At 61.6% G+C, this 15573-nt stretch carries 12 protein-coding genes; 8 read left to right on the forward strand and 4 right to left on the reverse strand.

Features of this window, described 5'->3' with window-relative positions; translation table 11 throughout:
* Positions 1–243 precede the first annotated feature (243 nt).
* From V6M63_RS06870 to V6M63_RS06895, 6 genes are all read left to right on the forward strand, one after another.
* Positions 244–1116, forward strand: coding sequence for a ThiF family adenylyltransferase (locus tag V6M63_RS06870; protein ID WP_332740786.1), 873 nt, complete (start codon positions 244–246; stop codon positions 1114–1116).
* Between the two features lie 94 nt (positions 1117–1210).
* A complete protein-coding gene (locus tag V6M63_RS06875) occupies positions 1211–2086 on the forward strand; it encodes an outer membrane lipoprotein-sorting protein (protein WP_332740788.1) in 876 nt (291 codons plus the stop codon).
* 94 nt (positions 2087–2180) lie between these two features.
* The gene (locus tag V6M63_RS06880; protein ID WP_332740790.1) at positions 2181–3434 is read left to right on the forward strand and encodes a DUF1302 family protein; all 1254 of its coding nucleotides are present in this window, start codon (positions 2181–2183) and stop codon (positions 3432–3434) included.
* 78 nt (positions 3435–3512) lie between these two features.
* Complete coding sequence (locus tag V6M63_RS06885; protein ID WP_332740792.1) at positions 3513–5843, forward strand: efflux RND transporter permease subunit; 2331 nt, start codon at positions 3513–3515, stop codon at positions 5841–5843.
* A 251-nt stretch (positions 5844–6094) separates the two neighbouring features.
* Complete coding sequence (locus V6M63_RS06890; RefSeq protein ID WP_332740793.1) at positions 6095–6889, forward strand: methyltransferase domain-containing protein; 795 nt, start codon at positions 6095–6097, stop codon at positions 6887–6889.
* 22 nt (positions 6890–6911) lie between these two features.
* Positions 6912–7646 (forward strand): PEP-CTERM/exosortase system-associated acyltransferase, encoded by a 735-nt coding sequence (locus tag V6M63_RS06895; protein ID WP_332740795.1) that lies wholly within the window; start codon positions 6912–6914, stop codon positions 7644–7646.
* A gap of 20 nt (positions 7647–7666) precedes the next feature.
* Here the strand turns inward: V6M63_RS06895 and V6M63_RS06900 are convergent, their stop codons facing one another.
* Entirely contained in the window at positions 7667–8665 is a 999-nt protein-coding gene (locus V6M63_RS06900) for a GNAT family N-acetyltransferase (protein ID WP_332740797.1), read from the reverse strand.
* A gap of 23 nt (positions 8666–8688) precedes the next feature.
* Entirely contained in the window at positions 8689–11061 is a 2373-nt protein-coding gene (locus V6M63_RS06905) for a VanZ family protein (RefSeq protein ID WP_332740799.1), read from the reverse strand.
* 125 nt (positions 11062–11186) lie between these two features.
* On the opposite strand from V6M63_RS06905, the gene V6M63_RS06910 reads away from it, so the two are divergent.
* Positions 11187–12356: a TIGR03088 family PEP-CTERM/XrtA system glycosyltransferase gene (locus tag V6M63_RS06910; RefSeq protein ID WP_332740801.1), complete on the forward strand. Its 1170-nt coding sequence runs from the start codon at positions 11187–11189 to the stop codon at positions 12354–12356.
* Between the two features lie 19 nt (positions 12357–12375).
* A complete protein-coding gene (locus V6M63_RS06915) occupies positions 12376–13509 on the forward strand; it encodes a glycosyltransferase family 4 protein (RefSeq protein WP_332740803.1) in 1134 nt (377 codons plus the stop codon).
* A gap of 40 nt (positions 13510–13549) precedes the next feature.
* Here the strand turns inward: V6M63_RS06915 and V6M63_RS06920 are convergent, their stop codons facing one another.
* On the reverse strand, positions 13550–14392 hold the full coding sequence (locus tag V6M63_RS06920) for a class I SAM-dependent methyltransferase (RefSeq protein ID WP_332740805.1): 843 nt from the start codon (positions 14390–14392) through the stop codon (positions 13550–13552).
* 41 nt (positions 14393–14433) lie between these two features.
* Positions 14434–15396, reverse strand: coding sequence for a polysaccharide deacetylase family protein (locus V6M63_RS06925; RefSeq protein WP_332740806.1), 963 nt, complete (start codon positions 15394–15396; stop codon positions 14434–14436).
* Positions 15397–15573: the final 177 nt, after the last annotated feature.

A 15573-nucleotide genomic window follows, 5' to 3' on the forward strand; every position in this document is an offset into this window, starting at 1 on the left:
GTTGGCGAAAAAGCGTCGGACCTACTGCAAACTAAGCAGAATGCGTGCCAGCGTCAAAAAACTTAAAAGAAACAAAGCTCAAGTCGAGAAGCACACTTTTCACACGCATCAGCTGTAAAAAAAACCGACAAGCTCCGATCTCAATCGCGACCTGTGCATCCAGCTCGCGTTGTCTGCCTATCCTCATTCCCGAGGCAGCCTCTCCAAATGGTGCCACCATATGCAAAAACACAGGAGGTCACCTTGTCTCATTTCAACTATCCAGACGCCTTCAGCCGCAACATCGGCGTGGTCAGCACCGCAGAGCACGATCGCCTTCGCAACTGCACGGTCGCCATTGCAGGCATGGGCGGCGTGGGTGGCGACTACCTGATCAGCCTCGTGCGTGCAGGCGTGGGTGGTTTTCATCTGGCGGAATTCGACGAGTTCGAAGTGTTCAACTTCAACCGTCAGTACGGCGCCAACACCGAGACGATCGGCCGCCGCAAGCTCGACGTGATGGTGGAGATGGCGCTCGCGATCAATCCCGAGTTGCGCATCACGAAATTCAGTGATGGCATCACCGCGGGCAACATCGATGCGTTCCTGGAGGGAGCAGATCTGGCAGTGGACGCGATCGACGCCTTCGCTGTGGACATGCATCCCCTGCTGGTGAACGCGGCAACCGCCCGGGGCTTGGCAACCATTGCCGCCGTGCCGTTGGGCCTGGGCGCCGGGGTGCTGGCTTTCGGACCCAAGGGCATGTCGTACGCCGACTATTTCGCCATCAAGCCCGAGATGTCGGACGACGAGAAGATCGTCCAGTTCATGCTGGGCTTCGCGCCAGAGCTGCACCACCTGAAGTACCTGGACCCGAAGACGATCAACCTCAAAGCGCGCAAGGGACCCAGCTCAATTGCGGGTTGCAAGCTGTGCACGGGCTTCATCACCACGCAGGCACTCGTGGCCCTCCTCCACCCGCAGGACCTGCAGTGTGTTCCCTGGTACACCTACCTGGATGCACGCCTCTCGCGCTTTCATCACCGGCGCCTTTGGATGGGCAACCGCAATCCGCTTCAACGACTCAAGAGCTTCGTGGCCAAGAAGCGACTGGAAAAAATGTCGGCGGACGCTTGACATCGGGATGTTTCCTTTCGACACCCCGGCACCGGGCTGCCAGCAAAGGCCCTGCGTTAGACTGGCCGCCTGACAGACAAACGGAGGGGCGAGCATGGCAGCAACGGTCTGGTTTTCATGGCTCGGATCCTTGTGGACAGCACCGGGTGGAGCTGGAGCAAAGCAGCGGGCCGCCGTTCGGCGCGCGATGGGGCTCGTTTTCCTGATCGCGCTGCTGCTCTCCTCAGCCGTGCTGGCCGACGATGGAGCCAAGCTCGCTCAGCGCGTACATGACCGCCCTGACGGCAAAGACTCGACATCTGTGGTGACCATGTCCCTCACGGAGGAAGGCAAGCCGGCGCGAATTCGTGGCATGGTGGTGTTTCGCGCCAGCGCGGCGGGTGGCCAGGTGTCGACTCTGATCAGGTTCACCGATCCCGCGGATATTCAGGGCACAGGGCTGCTGACCATCGACGGCGCAGACGGCATGTCCAACCAGTGGATCTACCTGCCGGCCATGCAGCGCGTGCGACGGGTCGACTCCAACCGCAAAGGGGGTCGTTTCGTCAACTCCGATTACTACTTTGAAGACCTGCGCGACCGCAAGCCGACCATGGACGCCCATCGGTTGCTGGGCCGTGAGCGTGTGGGCGACACAGACTGCGAGATGCTGGAGAGTGTGCCGGTGGACGCCAGCAATTCCGTCTACGTTCGCCGCGTGAGCTGGATCGACCCCAAAAGTCTGCTGCCCTTGCGAATCGACTTCTTCGAGCGCAACGCCGATCAGCCGAGCAAGCGCCTTCTGGTTGTCAAACGCGAGCAGATTCAGGGGTACTGGACGGTGATGGACAGCACGCTGAACGACCTCGCGAGCGGTCACCAGACCCGCTTGACGGTGGGACGCGTGCTGTATGACCGGAATCTGCCAGAGTCGCTGTTCACGTCACGTGCGTTGGCCGAAGAGCGGATGGAAAGAGAATTCCGCCCTTGACAGGCTCGGTTTTCAGATGCATGGCGATTGCAGCATCAAAAACAACACCAAAACTTCAATCAAAGTAGGAGCAATTTCCATGAGGGGTCAGCAAATGCGCAATGCCTGGGCGACGACGGGGCTGGTGATGCTGGGGATGATGGCTGCCATGCCGACACGGGCTCAAGATCAAGGCCTCAAGGTGGACGCATTGCGGCTGGAAATCGGCGGTTTCACCGACGAACCTGGCGCATCGGGCAGCGTTCTGGCGCATGGCGCCGTGAGCTTGCGCGGCGACTCCGGGGACTGGAGCTATGCGCTGGGCGCGCGACTTGACGCCCATTCGCAGAGCGGAAGCAACGATTTCGAGCGCGTTCGGCTCGACTACACCGAGAACTACCTGCGCTGGCAGAAGCAAGATCTTCGCGTGACTCTGGGAACTCAAAACGTCCTGTGGGGACGGGTTGACGAGATCTCCCCAACCGATCGCATGAGCCGGGTGGACTTTTCACGGGGTGTTCTCGACAAGCTGCCCGATCGTCGGCGTGCGGTGCCCGCAGTGCGCACGGAGTACTTTGGCGAAGGCTTCAAGCTCGATGGCGTGCTGCTCCCCGTGTTTGACGAAGCAGTCATGCCGCACGCCAATAGCGTGTGGAACCCGGTGGACACGGTCAACGGTCGGATTCTGGGCATTGGAAACCTGCCGGGCATCGTGGGCGCGCGCGTGGTCAAGGCGGACATCAACGGAGCCGGTGGCGCCGGCCTGCGCTTGACCGCCGAGGGCGAGGGCTTCGACTATGGCTTCAGCGTCCAGCGCGTGCGGCAGTCACAGCCCTATTACAAAGTGGTTCCCGGCGCACCGGTCGTGCTGCAGGCGGTGCACCCGTTCAGCACCGTGCTGGGTGCGGAACTGGAGACAGAACGCATGGGTGCCACGTGGCGCATGGAGGTCGCGGTGAACAGCGCCGTGCCCCTGACGACCCAGACCTTCCAGTACCGAACCGACCCGGCACTCGACATCGTGATCGGCGCCGAGTTCTTCCCCGGCGACAGCGAAACACGTGTGACGCTGCAATTGGCAGGCCATCGCACATTCACCAATCAGCCCGTGCTGGATCGCACCCGGATCTACAGCTTCACCGGTGAAATCGAGCACCCTTTTGCCAATGGGCGCTGGCGTGCCGATCTGCGTTTTGCAATGGGTCTCAACGACCGCGACCTGTATCTCAATCCACGACTGAGCTACACCGGCATCGATCGGCAGGAAATCTATCTTGCAGCACACTTGTTCAGCGGAGCCAGCAACACCTTGGGCGGTTTCTTCAGGCGCAACGACTCCGTGGTTGTCGGCTGGCAGGGGAAATTCTGATCGCGACGACATTCAACGCATCGGGGCATTTCGAAGGACCTCGCCGCGCTGCAGGCAGAAGATGACTGAGGATCTCACTTGATCGACCGGCTGCGAACCCTGCTGTTCACGGTCACGCAAAGCGCCCTCTTCCTGCGTGTCACGCAGCCGCGCATCCTTCGAAGGAAAACCGCGGTTGCCATCATCGTGCTCATCCATGTGGTGGGCGCAGCACTCCTGTTGAGGCTGAACCTCAACAACGCACCCGAGCTGTATTTTCCGGCCGACGCGCCAGCCACCGTGCTCGAACGCGAACTGCGAGCCGAGTTTCCCAACGACGAGATCCTCATCGGCCTGTTCCACGGTGAAGATGTGTACACCGCGCCCGTGCTGAGTGCGCTCGACCGCATTGCAGCCAGCATGGACAAGCACCCCGATGTCGACCGGGTGTTTTCCGTGACCCGGGTGGACCACATTGCTGGCAGCGCGGACGGTTTCGTGGTCGAACCGCTGATCGACGTCACGAAGCTCGAGCAAGAGTCGCCGAAGGATCGAATCGCCCGCGTCCTGGGTGATCGGTTCATGCCGCGCTGGCTGGCGTCCACAGACGGAAAATCGCTGGCGGTCGTGGTGCGCACCAACAAATTGAGCGAGAGCCGCCAGCGCCAATCAATCGAAGACACGTTCCGGGCCGCCGTTCAAGATCAGAAGCTGGACACACACCTGGTGGCGGTCGCAGGCACAGTGGCCCTGGACGCCGCCGAAATGCGGTCGATGCTGCGCGACACGATCGTGTTCACGCCGTTGGTGATGGGCTTGGGCCTGGCCCTGCTGTACTGGGTGGTCGGTCGCGTGATCCCCGTGATCATCGGCGCCGTGGCCATGAGCACCTCGGTGGTGGTCTGCGTCGCGCTCATTGCGCTCCTCGGCAAGCCTTACACGCTGGTGACGGCGATGGTGCCGACTCTTCTGTCGGCCTACACGGCAGCCAACCTGCTGCACTTCTATGCAGCGCTCAAGCGCATGCGCGATGCGGGGTTTCACCGCCCCAAGCGGGTCGTCTTCGCGCTCCAGGAGATCAACACCCCCGCGATGTTCAACGTGCTGACCACCGCGGCCGGCATGATCAGCCTCGTTCTTGTGCCGATCCCGCCCGTGCAGGTTTTCGGCTTCGTTGGCGCCGTGGGTGTGGTGGTGATCTATTTTGTGGTGTTCTACCTCGTTCCACCCTTGCTCGTGAAGTACGACCACGGGCCTTGGGCCAAAGACGGTGGTGGCTTTGGATGGACGCGCCGCCTTTCGTTCGCACTGGCACGCTTCGGCATCCGCCATGCCGGTTGGGTGGTGGGAGCGCTGCTGGCCGTGGGAGTGGCCGGGACGGCCTTGGTGCTCAAGGTGGAAGCCGAGTCGGATCTGCTGAAGTTCTTCAGCCAATCGCACCCGCTGACACAGTCCACCGCGCGGGTGGAGACGTCCCTGGTGGGTGTGACAGCGCTTGAAATCGTCGTCGACGGACCCGGTCGTGATGCGTTCAAGAGTGTGGCGTTGCTCAAGCAGATCCAGGCGTTGCAGGCCCAGGTGGAAGCCTTGCCAGAGGTGGACCGGTCCATGTCGATGATGGACATCGTCGAAGAAATGAACTGGGCCTTCAACGAGGAGGACAAGAGCTTCCGTGCCCTGCCAGCCGACGATCGCATGCTGGCCCAGTTGCTGCTCATCTATGACGGGCGAGATCTGCAGGAACTCGTGAACAACGAGTTCCAACGCATGCGCATCTTGCTCAACGTGAACGTGCATGGCGCCAACGCGATCCAGGAGGTCATCGCAAAAGTGGAGGCCTTGATCGCCAAGACCGACGCTCCCCAGCTGAAATGGCAGATGGCAGGCTACGGACGCCTCTTTGCCGATCAGGAAGACCTGCTGGTGACGGGACAGCTGCTCAGCTTCGCAGGCGCATTCGGACAGATCTTCATCATCATGCTGCTGCTGTGGCGAACGGTGCCGGCCGCCGTGATCAGCATGCTGCCCAATCTCGCGCCGCTGTTCTTCGTCTTCATGCTGATGGGGGCCGCTGGCATCTACCTCGACATGGCCACGGTGCTCATCGCGGGCGTCGTGTTGGGCATCACCGTCGACGACACCATCCACATCTTCTACAACTATCAGAAGCGCCGCGACAAGGGACTTGGCGTGGTGTTCTCGATCGCGCGAAGCATCGAGGCCTCGGGCAAGGCCGTGCTCGCCACCTCGGTGCTGCTGGTCTCCCAGTTCCTTCTTCTGAGCACGTCCAGCTTCGTGCCCACGTCCAGCTTCGGCCTGCTCACCGCCATCGGCCTGATATCCGGCCAACTGCTTGAGCTCCTGCTGCTGCCCGCCCTGGTGGTGCTGTGGAGCCGCATGAATCTGCGCCACCCCCTGCTGAGGCTTTAGCGGCTCCCACTCGATCTACGCCATTGGCATCCTTTGCGCTCCGTCAACCCGCTGCGCATGACCGGCGAGCATAATGAAATGAGCTGCGGCGAACGAAGTGATAGGGTTGATCATGAGTTCTCAAATGACCACCCATCCATACAATGTTCGTACAACGCAGGCTTGAGGAGGGAAAAAACGATGTGCGCTCACCTTCGCATCCAGGGATGCTGCTTTCCGGTCGCCCCCGCTGACGGCGAGGCAAGCAGGGCATGAACACCGGTTCGTACCAATTCGAAGCGCTCAACGACGCGCGTTTTCAAACACAACGCCTGCAGCAGCAGGCCCAGGCCGTGCGCGGCATGGAAGCCGCGATACTGCGCGGAGCCGGCATCCAGGCCTCACACGATGTGCTGGAAATCGGCAGCGGCCCGGGCTTTGTCTCCGATCTGCTGGCCGAGCTGGCACCCGAAGGCAGCCTGCACGCGGTAGAACCCAGCCCGACCCTGATCGCCGAACTCGAAGGCAATGTGCGACAGAAACCCGCCCGTGGGTTGTTTGCCCACCAGGCCTATGGTGACGCCTTGCCCCTGGCGGACCAGAGCATCGATTTCTCTTACACACGGTTCGTGCTTCAGCATGTGCCCAAGCCCGACGCGGTTGTGCAGGAGGTGTTTCGTGTGACACGCCCGGGTGGGCGTTTCTGCGCGGTCGACTCCGACGATGGCCTGGTGCTCTTTCACCCCGAGGAGCCGCGCGTGAGCCATGTGCTGAGCAGCGCGCAGGCGATTCAAGCCAGCCAGGGGGGTGACCGATTCATAGGTCGCAAGATGCAGGAGATGATGCTCAGGGCCGGCTTCACGAACGTCAAAACGCGGGTCATGATGCTCACCAGCAGCGAGCTCCCCTTCCCGGTCCTGTTCAACATCTTGCTCGGCTACAAGGCGTCGCTGCTCGGTGACCTGGTGGATCTGCCCCAGCTGTTCGACGACCTGTCCGCCGACGTGGCTGCCGGCAGGCGCCTCGTCTCTGCCGGCGTGTTCATCGTCTCTGGCGAGCGCGCATAGGATCGCACCACAGAGGCGTGCAATGGAAACCGTGTACTTCTCCTTCTACGAAGTCATTCCAGGCACCTCCGATTTCGAAGACTATCTCGAAGCTCGGTACCTGGTGTTCTGCGAAGAGCTCGGCCGCGTCGACGCGCCAGGCATGTTTTCCAGCCGTGGGCATCCCATCGAAACGGACCCCTACGACGTCAACAGCCGGCACTTCATCGCGCGCCACAAGGCCAGCGGCGTGGTGGCAGGCTTCATGCGGATCATCATGCCCAACGAGCACGGACTGAACGTCGAGCAACGCTACGTGATCGATCGACCACTCCCGTACGCCAGCGCGACAGGAGACAAGATTGGAGAAATCTCCCGACTGGCCGTGACACCGCATTTCCGCCGCCGTCACTCCGACGAGGGCAAACCGATTCAAGGTGACCCCGAGAGCGAGATGACCCTCAAGACCGATGGTGTGCGGCATCACCAACCCGAGCTTGTGCTGGGCATGTACCGCGAGGTGTACCAACTGTGCCGCCAGACAGGTCTTGACTACTGCATGGCTGCCATGGACAACCTCTTCAGCCGGCTCCTGACCCGGCTGGGGTTTCCTTTTGTGGCCGTGGGCCCGATAAACCCGAATGTCCAGCCCGCGCGGCGCGTCTACATCATCAGCGCCACCGAAATGGAACGCATGCTCGGCGCGCGCGAAGCCACCATTCTCCAGTTCATGCAGACACAGTTGAGCACCAACGAAGAGCCTGCACCAACGTCCTGAGCGTTTGTCTCCCAGCTGGATCAGGCCGTCGTCAACATCGATTTCACCGAACGGCGCCAGCGCCCCAGCACATGACGCCCAGCGGCCAACCAGCCGCGCCAGCGGCGCATGTCACAGGCCAACAAACCCACCCGTTCGCGTCGTGAAGCCATCCAGTCGGCCTTGTAAGCATCGTCTCCAATGAGGTAGTCGACCTCCTGCACACGATCAGTGTCCATCACATGCTCCATGAGTGCAGCCGTGAGCACGGACCCCGCCGACAATTTCTGGAACCCTTCAACGTAAGCCAGCTTGTAGATGTTGGCCTTGCCGCCGTGCACCAACCAGAGCTGAGCGGCCAGGGGGCGTTCATTGAGCCTGAGTACGCCCAGACGCAACCAGCCTTCGCGGGCCGCCGTGCGGATCAACCCCGGCATGAAGCCGGGGCAAGGCTCCTGCTGTTTCCAGCTTTGGGCATAGACCGTTTCATAGGCTTCGATGGCGGCGTCCAGGTCATCTGCCTCGCTGGTCGCGATGTCGATACGCCAGGAGCCCGCTTTGTCCAGTCGACGACGGCCACGCTCCACGCTGTGCCGCAGGGGAGATGGGCGTTCTGACCAGTAGGCAGCAAACCCACCGCTGGCGACCGGCTGATACCAGTTGCCAAAGCAGAAAAACCGGGAAATGAAGTAGCCCTGCGCCCGCAGTTCACTCTCCAGCGCGCTCAGCCACTCGGCATCACCACTCAGTGGTTGCAACTGGATCACGGCGCTGCCGGGAAGCGATCGCACCTCATGCACGAGCGATGTCCATCCAGTCTCGCAAAGCGCGTTCGTCGGCCCAACGGGACCGTAGAGGCAGCTGTAGTAGTTGGACTGCGCAGTGAGATGGCCCGCAGGTGCCAACTGCATGAGGGGCAGTTGAACCGCCCCAGCAGGGGTATTCGCAACGGCCCGGTAGCACGTCGGCGCCTGAGTGAAGCCATGCGCACAAAGGTTGTCGAACCAAGCCTGGCTGTAAAAAAGATCGTCCGGGGCCACGAGGGGTATCGATTCGCTGAAGGTCAATGGATGTGCGCTCGCCGATGTACCCGGGGCTTTAAGGCCGATGTGAAGCGCCAGCCGACCAGTTGCAGCACAGCAAGGCCACAGACCAATACCGCGAGCACGAACACAAAACGGCTCCAGAGCGCCGCACCCGTCACATACTGGGTCCGGTCGGTGCTCAGCAAAAACTGCAACGCTGAAAACACCTTCTCGTACTTGATGACGTTCTGCTCCAACCCCGCCAGGATCGCAAAGGGTGCCACGAGCGTTCCAACAACCACCGTTGGCACCAGACTGCGCCAACGGCTGGGCACAGCAATCAGCACCGACAGCGAAGACGCCGCGAGACAGATTCCCAACGCCCCCAGCGCCAGCCAGGAGGCCGCAGAGAAGGCCGCTTGGCTGGCCATGAGCTCGATCAGATTGTCGGTCGCCGCCTGGTCCACGACGACCCAATACAGTGGGTAGGCGAGCACGGCGGCCACCAACAGCCCATTGACGAAGGTGGGCAATCGGTGCGGATCCATGAGCAGGGCTACAAACAGGCAGGCCAACCCCACCTGAATTCCGATGGACGTCCACAGGGCCATGAAGCGCAGCAGCCGCTCCCACTCCCAGGGCCAATCCAGGACTGGCGATCCCACCACATCGTGGATGCTCTCCAGCGGCACGCCCACGCGCAGCAGTCCATAACAAAGTGCACCGATGAGCGGCAAGCCAAGGGGTGCCGCAAAGACCCACAACGGCGAGCGGTTCAAGAGCACCAGGGGGGCATTGGCCAGGAGAAACAGGCAGATGGCCATGGACATTGACGACACAAGGCCCCACGGGCCAACGGCGATCAGTTCGCGCACGTTGTAGGGCACGCCCGGAAGGTTCGCGGCCACGGAGAACGCGACCGCCAAAGCCAGTACACAACCCACATGGAGACGCACGCCGCCGCGGGCAGGCACCGCTGCCAACGGCGCGGCAGCCCGCGCACGCACGGTCGGTGCCGGAACGAATTGCACCTCGGGCAGGCGAGGCAGCGATGGTGCCGTCGACACCAGCCAGCGAGCCAGTCGAAAACCCAGAATCCCCCCCAGAAAGGCCAGACCCGCATCGGTCAGGTCAGCCACTTTGCCGGGCAGGAAGACCTGTCCGGTCTCCACCACAACAGCCACCACCAACAAGAAGAGCACGGCGGCCCCCGACACCCGGGCGACCTTCCCCTGGGCCCAGGCATTGAGGGTCATGAACCAAAGCACCCCGCCGGGAAGAAAGAAGCCAATACGCCGTAGTACTTCATTGATGGCGCGGTATTCGTCAGCCAACTGATAGGTGGTGAAAGGAACCCGCAGCCAGGACATCCATTCGTCGCCGGAAGGCATGCGAAAACTGAATGGATACCAGAAGACCACCAACACCAACACCAGCCATGCTGCCCAGGCACTCAGCCAGCGTCCAGCTCCAATGCGCTGGGTGGCTTGCGCCGAGGCCAAGCTCCAAAACCGGGCGCACTCACTGCCCAGGACCACACCCATCCCCGCCAGCAACACGTCCGTGACGTCGGTGACCCGGGTGAACACGAACAGTTGAAACCCCTCGATCGCTGCTCCCATCATGAGCCCGCGCAGCAAGGTTTGTCGCAAGCTCAAGGGGCCCGACAGATACAGAAAAACGCCCACGGGAAGCCAGATGGCGATGTCGGACACACACTCGTAAACCCGCTCGGAGACATCGCCAGTCAAGCCCGCAAACGGCATCAGGATCACGCGTCCCTCGGACCACTTGTGATAGAGCTCCACAGGGTTGATGGTCAGATCCAGTGGAAGCAGGCCGAAGCCCAGCAGAACCGCCAGATAGGCCTTGAGCGCACGGCTCAAGCGCGCAGAACTGCGCTCGCGGCGCCACCAACCCAGCAGCCAGTCGGACACCACCGCACCCCATCGATGCTGCGCCAGCAATCCAATGACTGTGCCCAGGTTCTGCGCAACCACATCGCTCCAGGACATCGTGCGCGGGGGAAAGAACTGCTGCGCGAACTCAACACCCACAGCCATCAACAGAATGCCCGCCGCAATCAAGCCCCGCAGAATCCAGGCGCCCATCCACGAGCGCCCGGGCAACAGGCACTGGGCCGCCGCAAAGGCCACTGGAATGGTCAGCAGCACATTGCTGGCCTTGTCGACGCGGGAGCCCATGTCCAGATCGTCTGCCGCAAACGCCATGAACCGGGCGACGGCTTCAGCCCATGGCAAGGGCTGAAAATTCAACGGAACCAAGCTGCCGTACACAACGAACAGAATGCTCGCCAACAGCAACCACCGCCAAAGCCGCACGACCTCGACAGAACCGGCAACCCGCGAACGGAGGAGCGGCACCTCGCCGCCACGATGCGCTGCGTTCACCTGAACAAACCTACGTGGCTATGCTTCGTCACAACTATTGGCAAGTGCGAAAGGGGTTGCAGAAATACGAACATAGTACCCTTGCCACCTGCTCAAAACCTTCTGACAGCCTTGTCAGGCCCCAGATGCCCACTCCCCCCCGCCACGTCGTTCACCTCATCTACCGCTTCACCACCGGCGGTCTCGAGAACGTCGTCGTCCAGCTCATCAACCACCTGCCCCACGGGGAGTTCCGGCACACCGTGGTGGCCATCACCGACGCGGACCCACAGTTTGTCCAGCGCATTGAACGCAAAGACGTCAATGTCATCTGCCTCAACAAACCCCCGGGGCAGCCTTTCGCCCTGTACCCCAGGACGTTCCGTCTGTTGCGCCGCCTCAAACCCGACGTGGTGCACACCTGCAACCTGGCGGCCCTGGAATTCATGCCCATGGCGGCGCTGGCTGGTGTTCCCCTGCGGGTGCACGCCGAGCACGGCATGGACATGGGCGAGATCAACACCAAGGGCTCCCGCTACCTCACCTTGCGCAAGATCTACAAACCCTTTGTGCATGAGTTCATTGCCGTGTCCAAGCCACTGCAGGGCTACCTGCAGCGCAAGCTGGGCGTGGCGCCAGCGCACGTTCACCTCATTCCCAACGGCGTGGACACGCACATGTTCAGGCCACCCCATGCGCAGGATCTTGCACCACCCGGTTTTCCTTTCGAGCGCGGTCGGCATTGGGTCATCGGCACCGTGGGGCGGCAGGTGCACATCAAGAACCCTCTGATGTTGGTGGACGCATTCATCAGCCTGGCCCGCTCCGGCATGGCGGGCACCGAGCGCTTGCGCCTGGTCATGGTGGGCGACGGCCCACTGCTCGACGAGATCGGCGAACGCGTGCGCTCGACGGGCCTGGAAGACCGGGTATGGCTGCCCGGCGTGCGCAGCGACGTGGCCGATATCCTGCGCGCGCTGGACTGCTTCGTTCTGCCCTCGCTATCTGAAGGCACCTCGTGCACCCTGCAAGAGGCCATGGCCACGGGCTTGCCCATTGTGGTCACCGATGTGGGCGGCAATGCCGAGTTGCTGGAGCATGGTGCGTGCGGCAGTCTTGTAGCTTCGGGGGATGTCGAGGCCCTGAAGTCTCAGCTGCTCGAACAACTCCAGGGGTCGGGACGCGAACAAGCAGCGGCCGCATTGAACTCGGCACGCCAACGCCACAGCCTGTCCGTCGTCATGCAGTACTACCGAGACCTGTTCTGCGGCCTTCCGCGCTCCGTGGACATTGCAGCAGCAGGCCATGCGCCTTGATTCACCCAGCTCTCCCGGCATGACATCTTCCCTCCCCAGCAACGGCGCTACCGCCCGCCCGTTTCGTGTGGTCATGAGCGGGCCGTTGCCGCCGGCCATCGGAGGCATGGCCTCGGTGGTGGGAGCGCTCAGCCAGTCCCAACTGGCCAGCCAGACCCACCTGATTCTGTTCGACACCGGCAAGAAAACAGCCGCCAACCGGACCCTGCTGCAAGGCATCCAGGCACGTCTGCGGTTGATGCGCGATTGGTCCGCCCTGCTGGCCGGTCAACCCGGCACCATTGCCCATATTCACACTTGCAGCGGCTTCACCTTCTTCCTCGACGGCCTGCTCGCCTTCGTGGCACGCCGGCACGGCTGCCGGGTGGTGCTGCACGTGCACGGTGGACTGTTCGACACCTTTCTCGACGGGCTCAACCCCGCCATGCTGCGCATTGCACAATACATCGCGCGCCGGGCCGATCTCGTGCTCGCCTTGTCCGAAGACTGGCGTGAGCGATTGGGGCAACGGTTGCCAGGCAGTCACATCGCCGTCTTGCAAAACGGCGTGGCCGAGCCCACTGTTGCTCCTCAACGCGGGGCCAACGACCGCCCCACCTTTCTGTTTCTGGGCAATTTGAGCCGCCTCAAAGGTGTGCCGGTGTTGCTCGATGCGCTGGAACTTGCCCAGGTCGACTGGTGCGTGCACCTGGCTGGCAACGAAGGCGAGCCTGGCTACGCGCAGTGGTTGGGCGAAGAGATCAAGCGCCGCGGGCTGGGGGAGCGCGCCACCCTTCTGGGGCCTGTGGTGGGCGAGGCCAAGCAACAACTCCTGGCTCGGGCTGACGCATTTGTTCTCCCCTCGCTGGCCGAAGGCTTGCCCATGTCACTCCTCGAAGCCATGGCTGCGCGCCTGCCGGTGGTGGCCACGTCTGTGGGCGCCATTCCCGACGTCATTGATGAAGGCGTTGAAGGACACCTCGTCCCACCGGGTGAAGCGGCTCCTCTGGCACAGGCCATGGACAGGTTGGCGGCGTTGACGCCGTTGCAACGTGAGTCCATGGGCCAGGCGGCACACGCCAGATACAAGTTGCGCTACAGCGTGGATGCGATGGCGCAGACGCTGCTGGGCATTTACGAGCGCGAGTTCAACATCGAGAAGCGAAGCGCTTAGCCCTGCAACACATGAGCAACGTTGCCAGCGCCGGGCCACTTCAGGCTGGCTTTCGCACCGCTGTGGAAAAGCTCGGCAGCAGCAGCGCCACAGGCAGCCCGAACGGCCGGCTCATCGCATCCACGGCATTGAGCACGGCGCGTTTGGGGGCGGACATTCCCGAACTCTTCTTCCAATCGAAGTAAGTCCTTGACCGATCTTCAACATCGAGCTGCGCGTAGCCTGGAAAGCCGCGAAGCACTTCCCAGGGGAAGAGCCCTCTTTCAACGTCGTGCGCGGCCGGCCCAAAGCGCCTGGGCAGGTAGTTGATGAACCACCGCCTGGAATGGATTTCAATCGGCGACAGGCGGTTGGACGTTCCTGCCACGAACAGGATGCCGCCAGGCGCAAGCACCCGACCCAGCTCCGACAAAACCGCTGGCAATATCGCGAAGGGCACGTACTCAAGCACGCTGTTGCAGACGATGAAATCGAAGGTCTCATCCTCCCAGGGCAGCACTGTGCTGTCGGCATGGCAACTGAACCGAACTTCTTGGGAAAACCCGTACCGGGCCGCGTTCTCCTGTGCAATGTCGATGTACTTGCGGTCAATGTCGACCGCATCGACTTTCACACCCAGGTGGGCGAGCACCACAGAAGTCGCGCCGATGTTGCACCCAAATTCGAGCACGCGCCTCGCCTTGGTTTTCCGAAGGTATTGCACCAGCGGCTCACGGCACTTCTCCCAGACGTGGTCGACGTAGCCACCGTGCCAGATGGAATCCGGGTCACCGCGAAGCAGATCGCGGATTTTCTGGCGGAAGCGTTGGTCGGCGACAAGGTCCTGAACACGGGGTCCATCATGCGAAGCGTTCAATGGTGTTGTCTCTGGTGTCTTGAGCATTGATTTCCTGTCTGAGTCCAGCCGTCCCAGGTGGGCGCCATTCATCCGTATCGGTTCCGGTACAGCTGCGTCATCATGCGCGCGCCGGTGCGGCTCAGAGGAGATTTCAGCGGTCCTGGCTGCGCCGTCACCGACGTCGGGGTGAGTCCACGAAAACCGCAAGTGCGAAACGAATCGCGGTGGCGATCCAGAAACGCACACAGCTTGTGAAAGCGTCTCACCACCACGTCGTCCGGGCTGTTCTTGGCCTTGTTGAGCAGCTCGAATCCGTGCGACAGGATCACGAACGAGTTTCGACGCTGTTCCAGCGCTTGCCACAACAGGCTCAGCAATTCTTCGGATGAGCAGGCCGTCAACTGCGTGTGGCGCAACGTGGACGTGCCGTCATTGAAGACAGTCATGGGGTATTCGTGAACCCCCTCGCACTCGATAGGCTCGACGAGTTGAACACCCGGCATGAAACCACTGTCAGACCCGAACATGCTCGCGTTGTAGCTGCTGTCAAAAGGAATCTTGTTCGCCGCCAGCGCCGACAAAGTATTGCGGTCGAAGGCAAAGTTCCCAGCGCGAAAGGCGTTGATGTCCTGCACCCCGGATTTGTGCAGCATCTCGATGCCCTTGGCAATCAAGCGGGTCTGCTCCGCCAGGTTGTAATGCCGAAGATACTGCCGCTTGGGTTGATAGCCTTCAAACAAGGGCTCCCGCGACTCGTTCACCCACTCCGTGTGCAAGTGCAGCTGAACTTCCTGTCCCCCCTGGCGCACCAGCCCCACGATGTCGTCCAGCGCCTGTTGGCCACAACGCATTGCGAACAGGGGTTCGATGAAAAACACACCTTTGAGGTTGTGCTGGTTGAGCACTTCGATCTGGTACGGGAGACCATACCTTCCCTTGCTGGTAGGACCTTCGATGTACCGGCGGAAAGCCTCCGGAAACTGCTTGTCGATGTCCTGCCATCCCTCACACCAGATCTCGACATCCACCGTAAAGAACACATCCAGCATTGAAACCGCCGATCGAACCTAACTTGCACAATGAACTTGTTTGAATGTTTGTAACATTCTGGTGCAAATGTATCCGACGCCATGGACCCATACTTGTGGAGATACATGAAGACTGTGACGCGGAAGGACTTCCCTCACGGCAACTCGATTTGCAAGCGCGCATACAACGCGCCACAT

This window comes from Hydrogenophaga sp. (assembly GCF_036675665.1).
GTDB lineage: Bacteria > Pseudomonadota > Gammaproteobacteria > Burkholderiales > Burkholderiaceae_C > Hydrogenophaga.

Coding starts and splice junctions, on each gene's coding strand:
- V6M63_RS06910 (WP_332740801.1), top strand. CDS start 11,187: ATGCCCACTCCCCCCCGCCACGTCGTTCACCTCATCTACCGCTTCACC.
- V6M63_RS06880 (WP_332740790.1), top strand. CDS start 2,181: ATGCGCAATGCCTGGGCGACGACGGGGCTGGTGATGCTGGGGATGATG.
- V6M63_RS06925 (WP_332740806.1), bottom strand. CDS start 15,396: ATGCTGGATGTGTTCTTTACGGTGGATGTCGAGATCTGGTGTGAGGGA.
- V6M63_RS06895 (WP_332740795.1), top strand. CDS start 6,912: ATGGAAACCGTGTACTTCTCCTTCTACGAAGTCATTCCAGGCACCTCC.
- V6M63_RS06915 (WP_332740803.1), top strand. CDS start 12,376: ATGACATCTTCCCTCCCCAGCAACGGCGCTACCGCCCGCCCGTTTCGT.
- V6M63_RS06875 (WP_332740788.1), top strand. CDS start 1,211: ATGGCAGCAACGGTCTGGTTTTCATGGCTCGGATCCTTGTGGACAGCA.
- V6M63_RS06920 (WP_332740805.1), bottom strand. CDS start 14,392: ATGCTCAAGACACCAGAGACAACACCATTGAACGCTTCGCATGATGGA.
- V6M63_RS06890 (WP_332740793.1), top strand. CDS start 6,095: ATGAACACCGGTTCGTACCAATTCGAAGCGCTCAACGACGCGCGTTTT.